The 22788-nt window shown below is 35.5% G+C and carries 27 protein-coding genes; 5 read left to right on the plus strand and 22 right to left on the minus strand.

All coding sequences use genetic code 11. The annotated features are described in order from the left end of the window. Window positions 1-8: 8 nt before the first annotated feature. Both AC6CH1_RS07120 and dapF read right to left on the minus strand, forming a co-directional pair. A complete protein-coding gene (locus AC6CH1_RS07120) occupies window positions 9-2018 on the minus strand; it encodes a diguanylate cyclase domain-containing protein (RefSeq protein WP_498316787.1) in 2010 nt (669 codons plus the stop codon). Window positions 2019-2046: 28 nt separating this feature from the next. Beyond that, window positions 2047-3009 carry a diaminopimelate epimerase gene (dapF, locus tag AC6CH1_RS07125; RefSeq protein ID WP_498316789.1) on the minus strand — a complete coding sequence of 321 codons (963 nt, stop codon included), beginning with the start codon at window positions 3007-3009 and terminating at the stop codon, window positions 2047-2049. A gap of 379 nt (window positions 3010-3388) precedes the next feature. Between dapF and AC6CH1_RS07130 the strand changes: the two genes are divergently transcribed. After that, complete coding sequence (locus AC6CH1_RS07130; RefSeq protein ID WP_251687866.1) at window positions 3389-3937, plus strand: GNAT family N-acetyltransferase; 549 nt, start codon at window positions 3389-3391, stop codon at window positions 3935-3937. Between the two features lie 131 nt (window positions 3938-4068). Here the strand turns inward: AC6CH1_RS07130 and murG are convergent, their stop codons facing one another. The 9 genes from murG to AC6CH1_RS07175 form a co-directional block, all read right to left on the minus strand. Next, on the minus strand, window positions 4069-5145 hold the full coding sequence (murG, locus tag AC6CH1_RS07135; protein ID WP_498316791.1) for an undecaprenyldiphospho-muramoylpentapeptide beta-N-acetylglucosaminyltransferase: 1077 nt from the start codon (window positions 5143-5145) through the stop codon (window positions 4069-4071). Between the two features lie 447 nt (window positions 5146-5592). After that, window positions 5593-6423, minus strand: a complete 831-nt coding sequence (locus AC6CH1_RS07140; RefSeq protein WP_498316792.1) for a CAP domain-containing protein — start codon at window positions 6421-6423, stop codon at window positions 5593-5595. 179 nt (window positions 6424-6602) lie between these two features. Further along, entirely contained in the window at window positions 6603-7505 is a 903-nt protein-coding gene (locus AC6CH1_RS07145; RefSeq protein ID WP_251687860.1) for a CobW family GTP-binding protein, read from the minus strand. A gap of 66 nt (window positions 7506-7571) precedes the next feature. Beyond that, complete coding sequence (locus AC6CH1_RS07150; protein ID WP_498316793.1) at window positions 7572-9074, minus strand: lmo1851 family serine protease; 1503 nt, start codon at window positions 9072-9074, stop codon at window positions 7572-7574. 167 nt (window positions 9075-9241) lie between these two features. Beyond that, a complete protein-coding gene (locus AC6CH1_RS07155; RefSeq protein WP_498316794.1) occupies window positions 9242-10087 on the minus strand; it encodes a DUF6612 family protein in 846 nt (281 codons plus the stop codon). 189 nt (window positions 10088-10276) lie between these two features. Beyond that, window positions 10277-10735 carry an RND transporter gene (locus AC6CH1_RS07160; protein ID WP_427709790.1) on the minus strand — a complete coding sequence of 153 codons (459 nt, stop codon included), beginning with the start codon at window positions 10733-10735 and terminating at the stop codon, window positions 10277-10279. A 183-nt stretch (window positions 10736-10918) separates the two neighbouring features. After that, window positions 10919-11464 carry a hypothetical protein gene (locus tag AC6CH1_RS07165; RefSeq protein ID WP_498316796.1) on the minus strand — a complete coding sequence of 182 codons (546 nt, stop codon included), beginning with the start codon at window positions 11462-11464 and terminating at the stop codon, window positions 10919-10921. Window positions 11465-11872: 408 nt separating this feature from the next. Next, window positions 11873-12037: a hypothetical protein gene (locus AC6CH1_RS07170; protein WP_498316798.1), complete on the minus strand. Its 165-nt coding sequence runs from the start codon at window positions 12035-12037 to the stop codon at window positions 11873-11875. Further along, the gene (locus AC6CH1_RS07175) at window positions 12030-12506 is read right to left on the minus strand and encodes a hypothetical protein (RefSeq protein ID WP_498316800.1); all 477 of its coding nucleotides are present in this window, start codon (window positions 12504-12506) and stop codon (window positions 12030-12032) included. The genes AC6CH1_RS07170 and AC6CH1_RS07175 overlap by 8 nt, the downstream gene beginning before the upstream one ends. A gap of 208 nt (window positions 12507-12714) precedes the next feature. Between AC6CH1_RS07175 and AC6CH1_RS07180 the strand changes: the two genes are divergently transcribed. Next, complete coding sequence (locus tag AC6CH1_RS07180; protein WP_498316802.1) at window positions 12715-13575, plus strand: ParM/StbA family protein; 861 nt, start codon at window positions 12715-12717, stop codon at window positions 13573-13575. After that, a complete protein-coding gene (locus AC6CH1_RS07185) occupies window positions 13572-13847 on the plus strand; it encodes a hypothetical protein (protein ID WP_498316803.1) in 276 nt (91 codons plus the stop codon). The genes AC6CH1_RS07180 and AC6CH1_RS07185 overlap by 4 nt, the downstream gene beginning before the upstream one ends. A 57-nt stretch (window positions 13848-13904) precedes the next feature. On the opposite strand, the gene AC6CH1_RS07190 is transcribed toward AC6CH1_RS07185, so the two are convergent. The 4 genes from AC6CH1_RS07190 to AC6CH1_RS07205 all read right to left on the minus strand — a co-directional run bounded on the left by AC6CH1_RS07190 (window position 13905) and on the right by AC6CH1_RS07205 (window position 15146). Further along, window positions 13905-14189 carry a hypothetical protein gene (locus AC6CH1_RS07190; RefSeq protein ID WP_498316805.1) on the minus strand — a complete coding sequence of 95 codons (285 nt, stop codon included), beginning with the start codon at window positions 14187-14189 and terminating at the stop codon, window positions 13905-13907. A gap of 106 nt (window positions 14190-14295) precedes the next feature. After that, window positions 14296-14667: a YhjD family protein gene (locus tag AC6CH1_RS07195; protein ID WP_498316806.1), complete on the minus strand. Its 372-nt coding sequence runs from the start codon at window positions 14665-14667 to the stop codon at window positions 14296-14298. After that, window positions 14660-14884, minus strand: coding sequence for a transcriptional regulator (locus AC6CH1_RS07200; RefSeq protein WP_498316807.1), 225 nt, complete (start codon window positions 14882-14884; stop codon window positions 14660-14662). The genes AC6CH1_RS07195 and AC6CH1_RS07200 overlap by 8 nt, the downstream gene beginning before the upstream one ends. A 1-nt stretch (window position 14885) precedes the next feature. Further along, entirely contained in the window at window positions 14886-15146 is a 261-nt protein-coding gene (locus AC6CH1_RS07205) for a hypothetical protein (protein WP_498316809.1), read from the minus strand. A 536-nt stretch (window positions 15147-15682) separates the two neighbouring features. Here AC6CH1_RS07205 and AC6CH1_RS07210 point away from each other — a divergent pair. Beyond that, window positions 15683-15847: an aspartyl-phosphate phosphatase Spo0E family protein gene (locus AC6CH1_RS07210; protein ID WP_498316810.1), complete on the plus strand. Its 165-nt coding sequence runs from the start codon at window positions 15683-15685 to the stop codon at window positions 15845-15847. A gap of 106 nt (window positions 15848-15953) precedes the next feature. Here AC6CH1_RS07210 and AC6CH1_RS07215 read toward each other — a convergent pair whose 3' ends face one another. The 5 genes from AC6CH1_RS07215 to AC6CH1_RS07235 form a co-directional block, all read right to left on the minus strand. Beyond that, entirely contained in the window at window positions 15954-16778 is an 825-nt protein-coding gene (locus AC6CH1_RS07215; protein ID WP_498316811.1) for an N-acetylmuramoyl-L-alanine amidase family protein, read from the minus strand. A gap of 105 nt (window positions 16779-16883) precedes the next feature. Further along, entirely contained in the window at window positions 16884-17171 is a 288-nt protein-coding gene (locus AC6CH1_RS07220) for a phage holin (protein WP_498316813.1), read from the minus strand. A gap of 12 nt (window positions 17172-17183) precedes the next feature. Beyond that, window positions 17184-17672: a hypothetical protein gene (locus tag AC6CH1_RS07225; protein ID WP_498316815.1), complete on the minus strand. Its 489-nt coding sequence runs from the start codon at window positions 17670-17672 to the stop codon at window positions 17184-17186. Between the two features lie 92 nt (window positions 17673-17764). Further along, the gene (locus AC6CH1_RS07230) at window positions 17765-17992 is read right to left on the minus strand and encodes a DUF4177 domain-containing protein (RefSeq protein WP_498316816.1); all 228 of its coding nucleotides are present in this window, start codon (window positions 17990-17992) and stop codon (window positions 17765-17767) included. Between the two features lie 77 nt (window positions 17993-18069). Continuing rightward, window positions 18070-18312 carry a hypothetical protein gene (locus AC6CH1_RS07235; RefSeq protein ID WP_498316818.1) on the minus strand — a complete coding sequence of 81 codons (243 nt, stop codon included), beginning with the start codon at window positions 18310-18312 and terminating at the stop codon, window positions 18070-18072. 386 nt (window positions 18313-18698) lie between these two features. Between AC6CH1_RS07235 and AC6CH1_RS07240 the strand changes: the two genes are divergently transcribed. After that, window positions 18699-20117 (plus strand): hypothetical protein, encoded by a 1419-nt coding sequence (locus tag AC6CH1_RS07240; RefSeq protein WP_498316819.1) that lies wholly within the window; start codon window positions 18699-18701, stop codon window positions 20115-20117. 34 nt (window positions 20118-20151) lie between these two features. Here AC6CH1_RS07240 and AC6CH1_RS07245 read toward each other — a convergent pair whose 3' ends face one another. Then, window positions 20152-21765, minus strand: coding sequence for a hypothetical protein (locus tag AC6CH1_RS07245; RefSeq protein ID WP_498316820.1), 1614 nt, complete (start codon window positions 21763-21765; stop codon window positions 20152-20154). Continuing rightward, complete coding sequence (locus AC6CH1_RS07250) at window positions 21755-22777, minus strand: putative phage tail protein (RefSeq protein ID WP_498316822.1); 1023 nt, start codon at window positions 22775-22777, stop codon at window positions 21755-21757. Before AC6CH1_RS07250 ends, AC6CH1_RS07245 begins: the two co-directional genes overlap by 11 nt. Window positions 22778-22788 lie beyond the last annotated feature (11 nt).

Here is a 22788-nt window from a genome sequence, read left to right on the forward strand (position 1 = left end):
AGAATGTGCTAATTGGAAGATTGTTTCGCCTTGTATAATACCTGATCTGCCAAGTCGATAAGCACATCCAAATTTAAACTGTGCTGTGGATAAATCGATAGACCCATCGAGGCAGTAGGTGAGAAATGCGCATCTCTAATCATCCACCCGATTTGCAGATTTTCTTTGATTCTGTCCATAATATGGGCTAGTTGAACAGAACGGTCTTTTTCGTCAGTGGACAGCCCTGTTATAACAATTAAAAATTCGTCTCCGCCCAGCCTTATTACGAGGTCTTCGTTTCGCACACTGCGAACGAGTGATTTCCCGAATTGAATTAAAAACTCATCCCCTACATCATGGCCATATAGATCGTTTACTTGTTTAAAATTGTCACCGTCAAGATATAAAATTGCCAGGCAGGTGCCTGTTTCGTCTGCTTCGGTTTTAAGCAGCGGAAAGTCCTTGTACAGTTTCCGGCGATTACCTAGCTGCGTAAGACTATCATGATACGCTAAATAGGTTAATTTATCTTCCAGCTGCTTGCGCTCGGTAATTTCTCTAGAAACCATGACAATTTCCGTGATTTCATGATTTGCCAAATCGAAAGTTAGCGTATAATTCCCTTCCGTCCATATCGTACTATTATCTTTTTTATACAAAAGCAATTCAATTTTTTGTTCTTCTACACTATCAAACTTTTCCGGGTTCAATGCTTCATGCCACAGTTGGACACTTTCAGGCTTCAGCAATCGATCGTACGGAACACCTATCAGCTCTTCTTCCCGATAGCCAAGTTTCCTTGAATAGGAAGGTGAAGCGTATTTAATTTTCCCGTAGCGGTCTGTTACGACAATAAAATCATTCGTATTTTCAGTAATCGCTCTGAAATTACGTTCTATTATATATAGTTCAGACATTAATTGCTTTTCAGACGAAATATTATATTGAACCATTAAAAACTGCTCGACATCCCCTAGTTCATTTTTCAAAGGAATTATAGTGGAGTCCACCCAATAAATTTCGCCATTCTTTTTACGAATACATACTTCATCACGCCAAATTTCTTCTTTTCTGACTTTTTGCCAATAACTCATTGAAGCCGTATCAGCGTGATATGTTGAATGAAGAAAATGGTGTGGCTTACCGATTAATTCGTCGTGGGTAAAGCCTGTATTTTTAATAACTCTTTCATTTACATCTATTATATTTCCGTCAGCATCTGTAAAAATAACGTCAGCAAAAGAATTGATCGCATTTTTGAACATTTCCAGGCCATGCGATGCAGTGCGTAATGCCTGTCCTTGTTTTATATACTCTGTTATTTCTTGCAATATAATAAATACGGCAATATTTTCACCGTTACTTGTCAGCGAAGAAAAAGAAGCAGTAAAACATCGCTGTTCATTATGTTTATCGATAAAAAACAGCATTTTTGATTGAACATTTTCTCCAAGCTGAGCACGTTTCAAATAGCTTTTTAATTTTATTGCCATTTTTCTTTCTATAAAAGGCATATCCAATATACTTGTACGGGAAGCATCTTCCATTTGAATATTAAATTCACCCAAAAATTTTGTATTCGCTTCAAGCAATTGCAGGTCATTGGAAACTAATATCGTTGATAAAAATGAATTAGAGAATAAGGAACGCATAAATAAATATTTATCTTCTAAATCAAGACTCATCGACACTTCTTTTGTCATAGCCAAAATATAATTTTTCCCGTCTTGTATTACTGGAATAGTTGTCGTTCTTTGTTTTCGAACGTTCATTCTTTCATAAGTGAAATCTTCAAATTCAACTTGCTTATTTTGTTCGATTGTTAAGTCATAATGGTGAATAATCGTTTTTGCCAAATGGGACGGAATTACCTGTTCGATCGTTTTGCCGCAAGGATTCGTATTAATCAAATTTACTGCAGCATCATTGACAAAAATATAACGATACTTTTCATCTATTTTTTCCATAAAGAACACAGCATCATTACTATTTTTGAATAACAAATTCAATAGATCCATTGAAAAAATGGAACTCATCATCCTTGTCCCCCTACTTTACTGATCTTTACAGAAAGCTTTCTATTTTATCTTGCACAAAAAGTTTGCATTTCTCATATTGGATTTGCTCTTCTGCCGGCTGAATATGAACCAACTGTAATTGTTCGTCTTGAATTTCGAATTCATATTCCCCTAATACCGTTGCATTTCCGATGAGCGCCAATTCCCAGTTTCCTTCATTATTTGAAACCTCACATTGAACAAAGCCTCCCGGGTTATAGATAGTTACTTTACTATTCGTTACGAATCCTTCAATTGAGGCAATCAGTGCAGAGGCTGTCATTGCAGTACCGCAAGCATTTGTAAAGCCTACCCCACGCTCATAAGTTCGGACAAATATTTCATCAGACGATAATGACTGGACATAGCTGACATTCACCCCGTCAGGACAATATTCATTTTCACTGTTCAAATAGGCTGCTAGCTGTTGTTGGTGCGTCGTGTTTTCGATATATTTTTTATCAACGATTCCGATTAAATGCGGGTTCGGTACAGAAATCGCAGTAAAAGGAATTTCTTCTGAAAAAGCAGGTATAAAATCGTGGCGCAATTGTCGTTTGTTATCTACCTTCATTGGCAAAGATGATAATTCAAATGAAATGGGCGAGATTTCTACAGAGTATGTAGGAAGCTGTTCAAAAATGGAGTCCTCACGTTTCACTTTCAAACAGGCATGCATTGTTTCGATAACCGCTTCATTAACATTTAACTTTTCGCAGACATACCGTGCGACACAGCGTAATCCATTCCCGCACATCGAAGCTTCCGAGCCGTCCGCATTAATGACGCGCATTTTTGCATCTGCTGCGGAAGAAGGAAGCACCAATAATAAGCCATCTGCCCCGCCATCAATGGATGGATGACATAATTGTTTTGTGATATTCACAAAATTAAATTGTTCATCATATAATGCTTCGTATAAATAAAATGTATTTCCAGAACCATGAACTTTCGTTAGTTGGATATTCATATTTTGTGCCTCCGTGTTCTCTCTTGTTTTATTATATTATACTTTTAAAAAATTCATCCTGTCATTAATAGTTTTTATTTACGCATTATTCTGAATATATCGACTTTTAGCAGAAAAAAATGTTTTTTTCGAGCTTGAAAGTTGCGACAAGAGAATATATTATAATAAAATGTAGATATATTTCTTGTTATTAATTGTCTAGGATAGAGCGAGACAGACGAATTATGCATAATAGTTTAACGTCAAATTCTTTTAGGTAAGATCAAGCTCGAAATGACTACTGCCTTATGATAAAGAACCTTTTAGCATTAGAAGATTATTTGCACTATTTCTTTAACAACAGGCTCTACCATTTTCTTCTTAAAAGGAGGCGTTTCACATGTTAAAACAGAGAGAACTTCATGAAACAGCAGAATTATACGAATTATTACGTCATCCGTCTGTATTTCCATTCGTACGTCAAAAAGCGACTTCAGCTGAAGAGTATTTATTTATGACTAAACAATTAATAGAAGAAGAACAAAACGGATTAACGATTTCACGTACAATTGTAGATGATTGGGGTGCCCCAATCGGAACAATCAGTATTTTTGATATCCAAGATGGCGCCGGCTTTTTAGGAACATGGATCGGCAAACCATATCAAGGCATCGGTTATAATCAGAAAGCGAAATTAGCGTTTTTAAATGAACTATTTTTCGACTATGATTTCCATACAGTTTTCTTACGCATACGGGAAGAAAATGCACGCTCACAAGCAGCAGCATTAAAATTACCTTATGTAGTAGATGCGGAGGAATCAAATCCATCTCTTTTCACAGAAATTAATCAAGGCGTAAATAAATTCCGTCTTTTTAAAATTCCAAAAGATCTGTTCTATTTAACAACTGCGAATTCGCACGAGGAAGCAGAGGAACAGGCAATGTAAAAAGGAAATTTTCACTAGTGACGTAATTACCTTCATTACGCTTATATGTTAAAATCGTCACAAATATTCCTTAAATAAAAAAGGGGCTACCTTAAAAGTATGAACTTTTAGGTAACCCCTTTTTTTATTAATTATTTTTCATATTGAGTTATTAATGCAACCATTTCTTTCGGAGTTTTCGGGTGTTCGACTTCAAGCATATGGTCGATCATTTCTTCCGCTTTCTCTTCAAGCTTTTGAATCGCCTGCATAAATGATACTTTTGTCAATTTTTCCTCATCCAATATTTGTGCAAAGCCTTGTTGTTTAAATAAGTTGGCATTTAAAATTTGATCGCCACGGCTTTTTGCAGCAGAAAGAGGAATGAGCAGCATCGGCTTATGCAATGCTAAAAATTCGAATATCGAGTTTGAACCGGCACGCGATACAACAAAATCTGTAGCGTACAGTAAATCCGGCAATTCTGTTGTCACATATTCAAACTGAGAGTAGCCTTGCAGATTTTCAAATTTTTTGTCGGCGTTCCCTTTACCGCATAAATGGATAATCTGATATTTTTCAAGTAGTACAGGCAAATTTTCACGAAGTGCGTCATTAATAATGACTGACCCTAAGCTGCCGCCCATGACAAGCAGAACTTTTTTTTCTGTTGTGAAGCCACATAATGCCAAGCCACGTTCACGATTTCCTTCAAATAGTTGCTGACGAATGATCGAACCTGTGCAAGTCGATTTGTCGTTCGGTAAATGTTTCATTGTTTCTTTAAAAACCGTAAAGATATGGGACGCAAACGGTAATGAAATTTTATTCGCTAATCCAGGCGTCACGTCCGATTCATGGACAACAACCGGAATATTTGCCAACTTTGCCGCAATCACGACAGGCACTGATACAAATCCGCCTTTAGAAAAGATGACTGTCGGCTTAATTTTTTTGATAACCGAAAAGGCTTGTGTAACCCCTGCCATTACTTTAAATGGATCTGTAAAATTCTGTACTGAAAAGTAACGACGCAGCTTCCCGCTCGAAATACTGTGATATGGCAATGAAGGAAAGGCATTTGTTATAAGCTCCTTTTCAATCCCATCATGAGAGCCTATATAATGGACATTATACCCCGCTTCCTGCAATGAAGGGATAATCGCTTCATTTAGTGATACGTGACCGGCCGTACCCCCGCCTGTTAAAATAATTGTTTTTTCGTTCATAAATTTCTCCTAACAAAGCAATTGTCATTGCATCTATTTTATGCAACATGACATTTCAACATGCTTCGATATATATCTTATTTATTTGATGTGACATTTTATTATCGATGATTGTTTTTACTATACTTTTTATAGTTCCTTTTTGATATTCAATAATTATTCTTGTTTTATTATTCTAAAAAAATGATTTAACTATTTATCACTTCTATTCCATCGAATTCTGCACCTTTTTTATAAGGCTTTTTAAAAGTATACCGTATATTGTAGCACATTTTGGCACTTTATAAAGCATTTCTCTAAAAATGGGTGTTTTCGCATATAAAAGTTTTAATATCAATAGAAATAATAAATATTCGATAAAAGTATTTTTATTGTTTTAAGAATTCAATCAATAACTGAATAACAAAAAACTACCCTTTTCATTACAAAAAGGATAGCATCAGCAAATTACTTTTTAATAAATTGTTGTGTCCAAATATTACCGTCCTGCACATAGCCTACACCAATATGAGTGAAGTCTTTATTTAAAATATTCGCTCGGTGACCTTCTGAGTTCATCCATGCTTGTACAACTTCTTCAGGAGATTTTTGACCTTTGGCAATGTTTTCACCGGCAGATTTATAAGCAATACCTAATGCTTTCAATCGGTCAAATGGGCTGCCGAATGTTGGTGATGTATGAGAGAAGTAATTTTTATCTTTCATATCTTGAGATTTTTCACGTGCCGCCGCCATTAATGGGTGGTCGATCTGTAATGCACTTAAACCGTTTTTAGCACGTTCCGCGTTTGTTAACGCAACAACTTTTTCTTCAATCGCTAAAATTTGATCTGTAACTGTTGTTTCTTTTTGCTCTTGAGCTGGCGCCTGTTCAGTTTTAGATTGTGTAGCAGGCGTTTGTGACGGTGATTCAGTCGTTGGAGCTTTTGGAGTTTCGTTATTTACTACATTTGTTGACTCTTTTTCTACTTCCTTACTAATCTCTTTGTTCGTTTCCTTGTCAGCCTCTTTAGAAGTCTCTTTGCTTACATCAGTTGAAGCAGGTTTTTTATCTTTATTTGTTGACCCTTCCTGTTGAATAACTGTCCAATTTTGAGGTGTCGTTTTTACAAGTTTATAGAAATTGTTAAGTTTTATATTATAGTCATTCGCTAATTGAATGTGATTTGTAGTTGGTGTTGATTTGCCCCCTTCAATTGCGTTTGAACTTGCATTCGCAACGGGTGCTTGAGTTGCAAAAAGTATTACTGCACAAAATGGTAGAACTAATTTTTTCATTTTGTACGCCTCCTTTCGTGATTCCATCGTAAATGAAAAATCCAAGAAAAAAAGGCCTATAAATTGGTAAACTGCCCATCTACCAACTTATTAGCCTTTAAATCTTATATTTAAATTAATATTTTGCCATAAATTTATCCAATTCCCTCAAACATTTCATTTGAAAAGCTATTGACGAATTATGATACAGAGATAATTTTTAGATTGTTAATGTTTTCACCAATGATGACTAAGTTCGGTTCCATCTTTATATATTCCGGCAGCCATTGGACCATTCCATAAGCATATTGGAACAGCATCGGATTTTTGATTCCCTCAATCGGAACATAGCCTTTCATACGGTAAACTGTATCCGGTAATGAGCGCACCCAGTTTTCAAACTGTTCTTGTGTAAAGCTTGTATCAAATCGAACGAGTCGTGAGCCTAAATTAAAACTTTCACCAATACGGGCGGACACGATATCGTCTTTTGATATACGAGCAGTTGACTGCATATTTTGCAGTAACTTTAACGGAACACGGCCATTTGTCGTTTGAAGGATGAACGCATTTGCATTAAACCCTTGCAGCTCATAAACAACTTGCGCTTGTTCCGATTCCGTAAGCAAGTCCGTTTTATTGGCCAATAACAAATGGGCATGACGAATTTGCTCCATAAATAGAGATCGTACTTGCGGAGTAAGGCTTGTTCTGTCTAACCATAACCGGCTGTCCGCCACCGTCACAATTCCTTTAATATTTAACTTATCCGCAAATAGAGGCGAATAGACCGCATCCAGTGCTTCTACAGGGTGTGCAGCCCCGGTTGTTTCTATTATTAGTACATCAAAATCCTGATCATGTAAAAGCGATTGGATTTGAGCTTCCGTTTTTTCCGCTCCGCTGCAGCAAATACAGCCTTCTAACATTTCTTTCAATGGTACATCCTGTTCGACTGCCTGTGAATCAAATGGAAGCTTCCCAAGTTCGTTCATAATTACAGCAGGCTTCAAATTAGCTTCTTTCATCTGGCGAACGACATCGGTTAACATGGACGTTTTGCCGCTTCCTAAAAACCCGCTAAATAAATATACATCTTTCATATTTCCACTTCCTATAATAATGGGCTGGCAATAAAGTGTTGTATCACTTTTGCCAGCCCGCATTTTTTATTCGTTTGTTGTTTTTTCAGGCTTTATATCCAGTAATTCTTTCGCCTTTAAAATTTGAGGATCTTCTGTTTTCAGCTTTTCGCTAATGGCATCCATTAAGGCATATGTTGTATCACCTGTTAAAATACCTGTCACTTCTAATTCATTATCTTGTTGGTATGCTTTTATTGCCGCTTCAGTCTCTTCATCAAATTGTGTATCGACTTCACCTGGCTCATATCCTAATACCTCCAGAATACGCTCAGCTGTTTTGATTGACGCATGATTGGCATCCTGTTCATATTTCTGGCTCGGATCGATATATGGTAATGAAGCATAATCCGGATAGTCAACTTTCACATCCGGTGCAATTCCTTTTTCATTCACCCAGTTACCGTCTGGAGTTAACCATTTGCCTGTTGTGAACTTCAAGTTTGCTCCGTCTTCCATATAAATAATTTCCTGCATTGTCCCTTTACCAAAGGAATTTAATCCAACGATTTGGGCACCTGCCGACTCTTTGAGTGCACCTGCCAAAATTTCAGAAGCAGAAGCACTTCCTTCATCGATTAATACTGTTATCGGAAGATTATATTTTGAACGATTGTCCGCAGCTACAATTTGTGGCGCTTCATCTCGTTCTTGAATTTGAACGATTGTTTTTCCTTCTTCAACAAACAAGTTTGAAATATCGATTGCAGCCTTTAAATAGCCTCCTGGATTTTGGCGTACATCTAAAACAATCCCTTTCATCCCTTGTTTTTCATATTCAATTAGCAGCTTTTCCAGTTCTACTGCTGTTTTTTCACTGAAAGAAGTAATTTGGAAGTGTGCAATTCCTTCTTCATCAATATCACCATAGACAGTTTCTACAGGAATATCATCACGCACGATTGTCATATCAAAGCTTTCTGCATCTCCGCGTTGAATCGTCAGAGTGACGTCAGAACCTTTTTCACCGCGTATCAATAACACAGCTTCTGTAGAGCTCATGCCTTTGACGCTTTTCCCGTCAACCGCCAGTACCATATCTTTCGGTTGTAACCCGGCTTTTTCGGCAGGTGTATTTTTAATTGGGGAAACAATCATTATATATCCATTTCGTTCTTGGATTTCCGCACCAATTCCTTGAAAACTTGAAGACAGGCTTTCATTAAATGAACTTGCCTCATCTTTATTCATATAATCAGAATATGGGTCGCCCAATGCATCAAACATTCCATTGATTGCACCATATACCACTTCTTCTTCATTTACGTCTTCATAATATTTTTGCTGAAGTGCATCATACGCATCATAAAGTTTTTTAAATTCTGCCCGTTCCAACGGTTCCTTTACTTCCACAACTTTATTTTCGCCGAATGTTAACGCAAAAATTGTTAAACCGGCTGTACATAAAATTGTCAGGAAAATGACCATTATGAATGCAAATGGTTTCATTCGTAAATATTTCCCTGCCGGCTTTGTAATTTGCTCTTCGTTTAAACCGTTTTGATCCTCATCTCTTTTTTGTTCATCCATTTCAATTTCACCACTCTCATTTTTACACTGTCTGATGTCACACTATACCAATAATATCAGTTTACAAGCGACTAGAAAAGGATAGACGTCAATTTTTTTATTTCATTTCATATTAAATAGGAAAAAGCAGCGAATTCCGCCATAAAGCGGCCTCGCTGCTTGATTTATTATTCAGTTTTAGCTTCTTTTTTAACTTCATTCGGTATATTGATCTCTTTTACTTCATCAAATTTCGAATAGACAATGTTCGCATCATTTTCAATCGTAGTTTCCTGACCTTCGACATTTGTGATGATTTTCAGGTCCATATCCATTTCTTTTATATCAAATGTATCTTTCGCTACTACAATATTATATTGTGAATCTTCAAAGGACATATTCTCAAGCATTTCACCATTCATCTCCAGTGATTCACCTAAGCTGGCACCCATTTGTGAAAGTATGAACTGCTTGAACTGATCCCCTTCAATGTTCAGCGTCAACAAATAGTTTTCATCATCCTGTTCAAAGCTAAAATCTTCGATAAATTGTTCAAGCTGTTCGAGTTGTTCTGACGCATCTGCCTGCGCACCTGTTTGCGCTAAAAGTTGTTCATATTGTTCCTCAGGCATCTTTAACCATTCATTCGAATCGCCATTAAACAAGTAAAAGCCATCTTCTTCTGTCATATACATTTCGATTGGCAATTCCATTTTATCATCGCCCATATCCATCTCAACTGTTCCTTTTGAATACATCGCCATCGGATCTTGCTGGATATCCATTGCCAAATTTGAGTTGCTCGTCATATCTACCGTCTTACCGTCCATCGCGAAGCTCGTCACTTGATCCATCTTTGTTTCTGCATGAACACTTTTTAAATTTTGCTGACGCTGCATAGCTTTCTCATATACTTGCTGTAATGTTAAATTGGCTTCACTATCCGTACCTTCAACCGGTTCTGCTGTATTTCCGCAGCCTGCAACTAGTGCAATCGATAATGTAGACATCGCGAATAAGTATCGTTTTTTCAAATGATTTCAACCCTTCCTAGATAAACTTCTACTATCCATACCCTAATTTGGTGTATTAATATCTTTAAATTGGAAATAAGATTAGATGAATTTTATTATGAATTGAAAATATTGTATGGATAGAGTGCATTTTTTTAGGAATGACGGATAAAATAAAAAGTGTCTACAGGCATAGACACTTTTTATTCTTCACCAATTTAACTTAATACCGTATTGTTCATTTAAGAACACATGCAATTCTTTGTAAGTGCAAAGGGCAATGCCGATGACAATTTCGTTTTCATTCATGTCTTTTTCTATTTTGAGGTTGTTATCAAAAATGTGAAAGTTCATCGGCAAAGCTCTAATATCCACACTAATGTTATGTGCGGCTTTGTTGCGCCAATAATTCAGCAACCATAAGTTTTCGAACAATTTTTGTTCGATTAAGCCTAATGCATAAACAGCATATACTTTTGTGCTGTAATTAGAGCTCGCCATCGGGATATAAGTTGACTGATCCTTGAAGCTTCGTACTTTCGGCAGCTTTTCCTGAATCAAATGGTTAATGGCATTTTCACAAAACAGACTAACCGTAACAATATTCGCTAACGGATCCACTGTGCTTGAGATTCGATCAACAAATTTCTTCGCTACTTCCTGACTCATCCCCTCACTCCTTTTTACTTTTTTGCCGTCATCTTATGTGCTTTAAAATTGTCGGTATCTCAGTTTGCCCACAACACAAATTCGATATGCCAAACATCCGCTAAGAAAATTTTTGGAATTTTTTTATCGCTTCAATTCAAAAATTAAAAAAACACATCTTTAGTATGATGTGTAAAAACCACGCTACTTATTTTCTAAATGTTTATCCATGCCGGTTACGAGCAATAAATAATCATTATGCTTTGATTGAATCTTTGCAATTTCCGGATCATCCCAATCATTCCCAAAAAATTTATAGCCACTTATGGCGGTATGCAAGCTAAGATAATCTGCACGTGAGAATAGGTGTAAAATAAAACCGATATGATCTACCAGCTCTTTATTAAGTACCTTCATATTGTCATCGGTTAACTGACTAATTTCTTCCACCGGTGTGTTGGGTGGAATCTCTTCATACCTAGAAAAACTAAACTTACCTGCATGAAAATCTTCTATACTTCCACTTCTAAAGATATATTGGGTAATCCGAATTGCTAATTCCCTAATTACTATTTCTAAATCCTCATTATGATCAATCTCAAATTGATCGCTGTACAAAGCTCTAAGTAATGCTCCATTACGACCTTGTTCTTTTTCTTCATCGTAAATTTCTTCAAGATCTCGTATCAAGATAGCATCTTCCTCATCAAACTTATCTTGAATAAGCTGTATCAACTGTTCCTTTTTCATAAAACCACGCTCCTCAACATCATTTGTATTCCTATGATTTACTATTCGTAAGATGATGTTTTTTATACTAATAAACGTTTCCAGTTTTTATGGGATTAAGAACAGGATTAAAATTTTTACAAATAAAAAAGCACTTAATAAGCGCAAATTGGCCTATTAAATGCTTATAATTTAAAATTAATCTTGAATTGCCGCTTCCAACGCAATAACCATCATGTCATTGTTTTATGTGGAATTTCAGTAAGTTTCACATACTGTCAGATAGTCGCTTTTAGATTCGGTAGTAACTACAAAACTTTCAATTGTAGTCATGAAGTTTTTTGTTCGGTCGCTAAATATTTTTAGTTGGTCGCTTATTGGTCGCTTTTATAAAAAGCGGCCAATTTTTTTATATAGTCGCTTTTTCTTCTATATAATCAATTCATCTCCATCGACATATCCAGTCGATACATTATCCTCCAGTTCATCAAACAAAAATGCAATTAGCCAACCAAAATTATCCGACAAATACAATGACACATAAGAGGTGCATAATGCCGTCCCCCAAAAACCGATAATGTCAAAGCTAGTCATAATATCCTCCTTTTATTAAATACTGCTTGATTTTACCTTTCTGTAAATCGCTGCCTTCGTACAAGCTATCCACAAAATAATCCATAAAGTCAGAGTTGTTCATTGTAAGGCGAATTAATACAGTAGCTGTTGCGCTTGGTGTAAGATCCATCGCATATGCAAGATCACACAACTTATCATAATCCTCTCTAACAAATCGAATCGTTACTTTACCCGTGTCGCCAAGTGCTTTTAATATCAACCGTGGGCGTTCAAGATGTCCGATAGCAATCGTGCTGTTGTAATAATAATTTCTCCGCAGCCATTTGCAAAGTTTTTCAATAATGAGTTTGGATTTTAATCCTTCAACACATAATAATTCACCAATATCTTTTACTGGCTTATTACATATTTCAGCAAATTCATACAGCTTACTTTTAAGCTCCAAAGACATTGTGGGTTTTACGTCCACCTTCTTATCTGACCTCACTTTCCTCTCCCCCACCACTTTCAACCTCCTTTTTTCGCGTTTATCCTAGGGAATCATTTCTAACTTTACGGGGATTCCTAGACTTAATACAGGATATGGGGAGTGGTGGGGCAGTAGAACACAGAAAAAATAAATAAATACAAAAGTGATACTTTTTGATTTAAGTGCATAAAATGTATCACAATACTCACACACAGGAGGTTTTTTATTGGATAAACTGATTTTAGGTATTGATGCTGGTAACCACATGGCGAAGGTTATGGGTCCTTTCGGTACGGATAAATTCAGAACTAATATTTGTGATTGGTTTGAACGGGACGTGGAGGAAACGTTTGGCCCTGATGATATGGAATTTGAAATTAACGGGCGGAAAGGTTATGCCGGTACGATCGCTTTATATGAAGATGAATTTGGTAATGGATCCATGTACGGTGATACGAAAGCGCATGAGGATACCAAAATTCGTGTACTGCTTGCGATTGATCGCTACCTAAACATGTATTGCCCTAATATCGGTCGTGTATCAATTGTTGTTGGCCAGCCAATTAAGAAGCATAAAGAAATAGAAAAAAATAAAATTAAGGAAATGCTAGAAGGTCAACATACTGTTAAGGTTAATGATAAAACCCGTTCCTTCTATATAGAGAATGTTGGCGTAGCTCCAGAAGGTTCTGCAGCCTATTGGAGTTGTCCTAAAGAAGGCTTAGTGCGAATCATTGATGCGGGCAGTGGTACGGTCAACGCTGCGACTATTATAGATAACAGACATATTAACACTGCATCGGACACGTTTAATTTTGGTGCCGAAACAGTCAACAATAAAAATGGTTACTCAGGTCTGGCCCGTGGGATTGTGCGTAATACAACTCAATTAAAGTGGAATAAAGCAGATAAAGTATTAATTTGCGGAGGGGTTTCTAAAGGGATTATGCCATACATTATAGAACACTATCCTAATACAGAAATTTTAAATCCGGTATTTAAAAGCGGAAATGAGGTGAAAATACTCGACGCTGTTTTCGCCAACGCGACTGGATTTTATAAAATCGCGAGAGGGGCATTTGAATGAGCAATGAAAATAGAAAAAATAAACCAGTGTATTTCAGTAAGATTGATCCGCATGATGTAGCACTGTTGGAACATGCAGAAAAGATTAATCCACTCACTGGTAAGCCGCAAAATTTTAGTAAGTATGTAAAAAAACTAATTGAGGATGATATGAAGCGCGACCAGCAAGGCGGGAATAATCAAAATGGATATACCATTTTGGATGTCCCTACCTCAAAAGATGAAGAAGAATATACACTCGAAATTAAAAGTGCTATGAGCAGCTTTCTATAATGTTAAAGCCTCCCACACCTATCTTGTGGAAGGCTTTATTTGTGTTTATTCATGATGCTATTCCCAATGATGATTTTCACTCTCCAATGTTTCTATTGCCTTTTTTTCAACCGCTAATAGTGTTGCTTCTTTCGTTGGGTAATTAATGCACATGCCTGATGTTTGTTTTCCATCTGCCCTTACAATTACATAATCTGCTATGTACATAACCTTGGAAATATCTTCTCCAACAATACCTAAGTCGATTCTAACGTTTGCTCCATGCGTGTAAATATTCATTTCATACACTTCTACTCGATACTCTATCAAAAGATTTAAGAAAGAATTTGCTAAAGCGTACACATCCTCACCCCCTTATTACCAATCAATTTACAATAAGAAAGTGATAAAAGGAAGGGAATGTCCGAAACTTTCTTTTTCAGGGTATTTTCGCAAAATTCGACAAGGATTACTTTCTATCTGCCGGAGTGAGGTACTTCATTCCTAATATACGTTTCATCTCTTCACTCACCCAGTTCCTCAGAGCTATATTGCTGTAACTTCTTGTTTCATCGTATCCTCTAAACAATATAAAATAACAGGTCATCATTTCATCTGATTTCTGCTTTTCGATTTTACATCCTTTCTTATATAAAAAGTCCCTTAACTTCTTAAACTCCTGAAAGGTTTCATTAATTTTTGAATCGTACCACGCGTCAAATACGTCTTTCATTTTTAATTTGGAAATATGATCTCTGTCACGTTCAAGTGTTTTCAAGAATAATTCAAGTACAATGTACCGGTGAATATCATTGCTAAGCGCCATAAATTCTTTATGCATTTAGTCCACTCGCTTTACTGACTACTAGAAATATCGCTAAAATATTGTCTATTTTAAATGTTCGTTTGGCATGTCTTGTAAAACAGTAAGCTTGAACTGAATCACCAGCTATTTTAATTAATTTGATTCGACGTTTAGTGATTGCATCGTCTTTTGCTATGTACATAATATCTATAATTCGGTTGTGCTGCATGGCTTTAATCAGTTTTTCTCTCATATCATTTGCCTCCCATCGTTTTTCTCAGTTTGATTAATTGATCAATAACCGTATCCAAACTTTTAACGTTATTAAAGACTAAACTTACAGGTGCTTCATCAATTTTTATGATTTCATTGGAACTTATGCTTAGTTCCATAAGTGACTCCTCTTGAAGAAATTGAATAATTCCCGGATAGCTCATCCCTATGCATCCCGTTTTAATCGTTATATCTGCTGAACCCATCACTACTTGTAAGTTATTTTCATCTAAAATTGGCACAAAGTTTTCCCCTCTCTCTATTTTATACAGGAACACTTGTTTGTATACATGATAGAACATACGTTTGTATATTTGCAACATCTAATTTTTACAAAATAAAAAAGCCTGTCACCCCTGGGTTTATTCAGTGGTAACGGGCTTTGTTTAAATTATAAGAGCAATTTAACGTTTAGTTCATTCTTGTGGTAACAGCTTCAATGAGTAAAGGGACGCTTCTTCAACAATCGTGCCCGATTGTTGAATATCCATAATTCCTTCCTTTCTGATGTGATTTATATATATATAAAGGTATTTACTTTATTCAATAATATTGTTCCATAGTCAATCTAAAAGTTAGACATCATACCTTATTTTGGCTAAAATAAAAAAGCCTATAACCAATAAGTTTAATAATTAACAAAGTATTACATTTATTACAATTAATTTAAATTTTCGAATTTTCCATAATTCGACACCTTATTGTTTTCAAATATTTTAGGATAGAAAAGTCGTTGTTTTTTAAAGTATTATTAAATAAAAGTGAAAGGGACTTATGTATGAGATTTTTATCATTAAAAATAATATTGAAGCTAAAAATTGAATTAAAAAGAAAACATTTGTATAAAAGGGCAAACGATTTAGGTTTCACACATCCCGAAGTAGTTAATTGCAGTCAAGAATTAGATGAATTGCTTAATAAATATTCTGATATTGCTGCTTAATTTAAGGTGAAATACATATTCCTAAATTATCCGTGTAGTGCATTCCATGACTATTATATGTAAGGCAAAAAGCCCTTTACCTTTATTATTGGTAAAGGGCTTTAATTTATTCAAAAGTACGGTTAATAATGGCTGCTTGATAACTGAGCAATTGGGCATCGTTATATTGATTAATCTTCGCATCCGTGTGGAAAGCTGGATCAATTAAAGGTATGTTTTTGCCGTTGATCGTGTACGTTTTATTGCGGGCTTTTTTTAGTAAAGCGCGAATTTCTTTACGGCCTGTTTCGCTTAATATGATTTCTTCACTCTCCTCTTTTGCTTCTGTTGTTGGTGTAGGCGTTACGATATCTGATTTTGATTTTACCCCTAAATAGCTATTGATTCCCTCAAAGGTCAATTTCGCTTGCTTTTCAATTTCATATGCAATGACCTTTTCATCATTCAAGTTGCTGATAAAGCCGTATTCGATTAATAAGGCGGGCATAGCTGTTTCACGTAGTACTGCGAAGTTAGCTCTCTTCATACCTCGATCGCGCAGTCCGATTCCTTTTACTGTTGCTTTATGCACATGTTGCTGCAGCTTGATAGTTTCACCACTGACATTCCCGTTAAATATGAATGTTTCAAAACCTGTTGCTGTCTTATTTACTGCACTATTGTCATGGAGAGACATAAATACATCTGCTCCCCATGAATTTGCTAAATTGGCGCGTTGTGTAAGCGTTAGATACGTATCTGTCCGTCTAGATAATTTCACTTCATATCCTTGAGCCTTTAATTTCTTTTCGAGTGCTAAGGCTACTTTTAAAACATTTTCTGCTTCTTTTGAATTTGAACCGATTGCACCTGGGTCATGTCCGCCATGCCCAGGATCAATAAACACTTTGATTCGCTTACCACTTAAAACGTTATAAGGTAGATTAGTCATCTGTGAACACCTCATTTTCTGGCGCATGATAGCACTCTTCGCACATTGGTTCACCATTGAAAACTTCTAATGATTCGATTTCTTTGCCGCATACTACACATTCCATCATTTCATACCACCGCCCGGCTTCTTATAATTTAAAGCTCGATAACTATCGCTAATACCCGGAGTTGTTGGGTCTGGCAATAAGTTAATTGCGTTAATAATTGTTAATACCACTAAATATGGATTGCTTAGGAAATCCAAAACAAGCGACCACATAGAGCCCCAGTTGTTAATGTCCTCGAAATTAATGCCTAAATATGCAAAAATCGGCACCAATAAAGCACCGATGAAACGTAAAATGAACTGTAAATTGTTTCTGCTAAAACGTACTTTCCAGTTGATTTTCATTTAAATACCCTCCTATGTTAAAAATCTTTCAAATAATAGATAAATCAAGCCGCCTGCCATTACGAGCTTACCGACTAAATCCCATCCCTTTTCATTGTTATTTTTCTTTAGTGCTTGTTCGGATAACTTTATCTCGTGTGTACGATTTCTTTCTGACTCTTTGCTCTCGTCACGGGCTTTTATAAGTTCCCACTGATTCTTCAAGGTATCACGAACAAAGTCTTGTTGGGATTGACCACTTTGTAAAATGGTCGATTTTATTTCAGAATTTTGTATAACTAAATTGCTCATTTGTCCTGCTAACATATCCAATTTTTCCGTTTGCTTTTTGTCGTTCTCTTCCAATTTACTGTAGCTAGACTTTAGCTCTTCAATGCTTTTTTCATGTGCTTCTATAATTTGCTCATGTGTTGATATAAGCTGTCCATGTTCGTCAATGAGCTTTCCGTGTTTAGTTACCGTTTCAAACATTGATGGTCCACCGCCTTCTTTATCTGGCATCGTCCCTTTCCCCCAATTCTTTGGAATTATAAAAGCCCTCCACAAATAACTGCGGAAGGCATAAAAAAATTACAAATTAGAACACTTAGTTTTTAATCTTTTACTAACCTTTTGAAAATACATTCTTTATGATTTACACCAGTATACCCTTCTCTACTGTCAGAGTAGCCTGAATATATCGGTGTGTAGGATAACATCTCCCAACCTTCAGAACCTAATTGATTTAGTTCATCTTCTAAAGTTAGCCCCTTTTTTCGTAAATTAGAAATATCCATTTTATTATTTCCAAGCTTCAAAACCTTATATTCCCATTTGTCCAAACTAAGCCTCCTTTTTGCATCACTATATGATCAAACTATAGGTCATAAAACATAAAAAAGCATCCAGTCCGGATGCTTTATATCGCCTGTATACTTAATATATCTGCTGTTATAACGTTTTCAAACACTTCAAAATTAAGACATTCCAAAAAGATATTATTAAGCTGAACAGTATCGAGATTAAGCAAAATATCTATAGAATCACTTAAAACAATTGCTACTCGATTTATTCCGTTCACAAACTTAATGGAATACTCACCCTCGATGAAATACTTAAATATGCCCTTATCAGATGAAAAGATTATTTGTTCAAATTTCATTGTGCTGACCACCTCTTAAGTTAAATCAGCTTAGCGCTAAACTGTTAACTTAATTGTAAGCCCGAATTGCACATTTGTCTTTAAGACATTTTTATTGAAAAACCTACCTATTGCGTAGTAACTTTTCTCGAAAATAACCTAACCAGTATCGTTAGTGAGATTAAGCATAGTGAAAATCTGATTCGTTAAAAAATCTCCAATTGCGTAGTAACTTTCAAAATCATTAATAATTTGATATTTGATTTTAGGTTGAGTTACTACACAATTTGGAACATTTAAGTGCCTATAACTAAATTTTACTAATTGATGAATATAAAGAGATTATAATGTATAATTTTAGAAGTTATTGTGTTTAAAATATTCACTATAAAAAGGAGTTCCTTATAATGTCATCTATTACTTTATCCCTTGAAAATCGATTAATAAAAATCAAGAACTTATTTATTAAAATATTCCTCTCAGGTATCGCAATTATCGCATCATCAATTGTATATATTAATTCTTATAATTTTCCAGGCAATAAATTATTGTTTCTACTACCGTTACTTTATGCGATTTTATTATTCGTCTTCCCTGCAATGATAAATCATTTCAAAGGTCATATAGGGTTAATAGTATTAAATTCTGTTATTTTTGTTAGATACGTTTTTTCTCCTGTCTTCAGATCGTTTTTTCTACAGGAAGGCACTTTTAGAGGTTACACACCCTCTGCTCAAAGTTTACATAACGGACTCATAATCATGATTGTTGAATTATTTGTTGCTTTTATCATTGTACAATTATTCGCTAAAAGATTTTACAACAAATCTCAAATTAAGGTTACCCCTTTCAAACCACTTAATTCAAAAGTAGTTATTTCAAGTGTTTTACTCCTTGGTTTGGCTTCATTTGCTGTTTTCCCGCAATTATTTAGTAGATATAATTTTTTTATTGCAACGAATGGTTTAGTAGAAAGTAATTTTAACATACCTTTAAATGGGTTAGTAATCCTTTTCTCTGATTTAACTCTAATTTTAATTACGATAATTTTATTAGACTATTTTAAAAAGAAATATGATAATACATTAGCTTTTAGATTTGTTCTGTTCTCGCTAATTGCAGTATTGCCTAATATGTTGTTTTTTAAAGGTACTAGTAGACTTAGTGTTTTAATTCCCACGATTGCCTGGATGATAATACTTTTAAAATTATATCCAAAATATAAAAAGCAATTAATAGTCATTGTTTCTACGATTATAATTACAGTATTCTTAAGCATTACTTTGGTTAAACAATTTGGTTACACAAAAGACGGAACCATTAATTCTGTTAGTAATAATGAGATGGCTTATAACTTGGATGCCTATTTTTCAGGGCCAGACAACATGGGTCGAGCAGTTGAATTAAATAGGTTATTTGATAATTCACTTACAATTGGAACATTGTTTAATGATTCCTTAAATAATGTAGCTGTATTAAGTAGATTTTCTGATTCATATAATACTACTACCGCCTGGTTTAATTATTTATTTTATGGAGTCAGTGGAAAAGTTGATCAAATAATCCCTTTGTCAGGACAATCTTATATCCATTTTGGCGCTCTCGGCACACCGTTATTACTTGCTCTAACCTTAACGATTATGCTTTGGTTTGATAGTAAAATAAGCAGAGAAAACAGAATAGAATATGTCTATATTTACGTCTATCTTGTAATTTATATGGGCATGGCAATGATGTTGAGTTTCGGAAGTATTTACCCTATATTCACAAATTTATTAATTCCCATTATATTAATTTTTAAGTTGAATCGTAAAATAACACTATAAATTTACAGCACCTCTGATATCGGGGTGCTGTTTTTTAGTCTTTTACTATATCATAAACATTTTCAATGTCTGCTACTATTAAAGAAAAGCCCCATGTATATATGTCTCCAACCTTAATCGCAACATCCTTCATGCTTTGGAAGTACATCTTAGGCTTACTAGCCCTGTTCCATAAGAATAAATCTTCCCCACTAGCAGGTTTTCCGCTTTTACCCAATCTATAAGTCTTAACGGGATATTTTAGAGTACCACCAGCAATAAGATTTTTTTTAGTCGAACTAATTATAGCTCCGCTATTAACAGCATCTTTTTCTTCTGTAAAATAAGAGTAGTTTTCTGAACCACTGTTTGTTTTAGTATTTAAAATACCCGTAATAAATTCGTTCATAAATTCATTCTGCGCAGGTAACATCATCGGATAACCAGTAGTTGTAAATTCAGCAAGCCCCTTCATAACCCCATTAAATTCCAATATTCCATCTTTATTTACTTTGTGACTAGTAGTAAGTTCCATCACTTCTCCAAATCCAATAATATGCCCTTTAACGTGCTGTCTTAACTCAAAAGTCGTATTGATCGGTAATGCATAGGAAGATCCGATTGTTAAATTAGCCACCTCCACTAACTGCCCGTCTATATAAAATTTGGGGCTGCTAATATTAAAAACAGAACCAACCGCATCATGCTCTGGAATCCAGTTCAAATAATTATCTTTTTTAGCTGTAAAAGCAAATTCTTTATTAGAAGCTGTTGCTAAAATTGTATTTTCTACTGTGTTTTTCGGTGATTTCGCATATCCAGTTAGGGTACCTTTCTCTGTTGTATCAATGATTCTCAAATACCCTCTGGATGGAGATGAACTTGGAGGATTAGCGGGATCATCACCTAAGAACGTCCCAACCACAGTGTGCACAACATTTGCTAGTCCTTCTGCAATTACTACGTTTTTCTCGGCTGTTGTAGCGTTATAACAGGATACTATAATCGGAGAACCGCCGTCCACACTGATCGACCATACCCCCCCACGTGATTCAGTGTTAATAGTAAGTATTAATTTTTCTCCCTTTACTGACAAAGTGAATGAATCGTTGACGGTAGTTGTGTATAAATTTGATCCGCTTATTGTAAATGTTCCTGTTGTATCACCCATTGAAGCAACGTCTTTACTCACAAAGCTATCCGCATTAGCATCTAATCCAGAAAATGCAGCATACAATTTAATATAATCATCGTTTGTATCCTTAGCAAAATCATAAATAACGCCTTTTGTATCATTTGACAATTGAACTTGATAGGAGTTTTCAGCTCTTCTTAAAATAGACATCTTGGTATAAGGTTTTGACCTTTCTTTGATGAATTCAACAAAATCTAATTGACCGTTAACTTTTTTTATCAATTGCTCATTTTGTGCCAATTGCGTAGTAACTTTGCCGATTTCATTAGAAGTCTCTTGTGAAATATTTAATATATCTCCCGATAATTTTTCGGCAACTTCCTCAACTTTTAGGTTTACTTCTTCCGCAATATTTGCCAAACCGCCAACGTTTTCATCCAGCTTTCTGAAGTTTTCGTTAAACTCTTCCATTTGTACATAGTCATCTGGAACCCATTCATGCAGCTCTAAATTTGGTGTCTTTTTACTGCTCATTATCGGTACCTCCTGTATTTAAGTTGTATGATTCTTCAAGCTCTTTACCGGTTAAATCGCTTACGTTATTCCATTTAGCGCCTATTCCCTCAAATTTCCGCCAAGCTACAGTACTTGTGTCGGCCATCGTATAAGATTCAACTTCCGTCCAACTTCTGCGGATCATATCTAATTCATTCCAGGGCAAAAAGGTAAAGGCGATTGAATGTGAAATATGTGCTGGTATGACTTCTTCAATGGTCTCCTGCATATCTTCCGCGTTTTTTGGTCTGCCCCGACGACCTACAATTTTCACTTCAACTGCATATTCGTGTGGTTTTTCAATAATTTCAGATTCATAAAACGAATCAGCAATCGCTTTTAATACTTCACTTGTTGTTGTGCCTAATCCTCGCAACTTCGCCAGTATATAGTGTCGTCGAGAATCGATGGAGCGCTGAGGAATTGCTTTAATTCCTAATTCCTTCTCCCACCGATCTAATGCATAAGTTGCCGAGTTAACAAAAGGTTGGTCAATGATACTATTGATTCTTGCTGAAAGCCTTGTAACTTCATTGGCTTCGATTTGCATCATTTTCGTAACATCTTCAAATTCCGCATAGATTTTCGGTAAATAGTTTTCGTAAGATGCCTGAATATCACGCTCATACGTAAAGGCTTCAAGCGTGCTTTCTGTTGAGAGTGCTGCTCTTGCTGTCTTAAACTTTTTCCCTTGAGCTTTAACACTTGCTCTGGCACTGCTCCGACTACTGATATATTTAACAACACTGCCTTTTGATGAAACAGTAGAATTAGCAGCGGCACTAACCTTTGATGCCTTAACTAAAACTATTCGACCTGAAAGGCTTGCCGCTGAAATTATTTTCGAATCTGTCCTTGTAACGAGAATAGCTTTACTAGAAAAAGTGGAACTTGAAATAATTTGAACAGCACTACTGGATAGACTTGAAGCGTCAGCATTTAAAAATCCGTTACCCTCTATGGATAACGGATCTAATTTAATTTCAGCCATGATTTAACACT

The sequence above is a fragment of the Solibacillus sp. GQ1 genome (assembly GCF_059758555.1).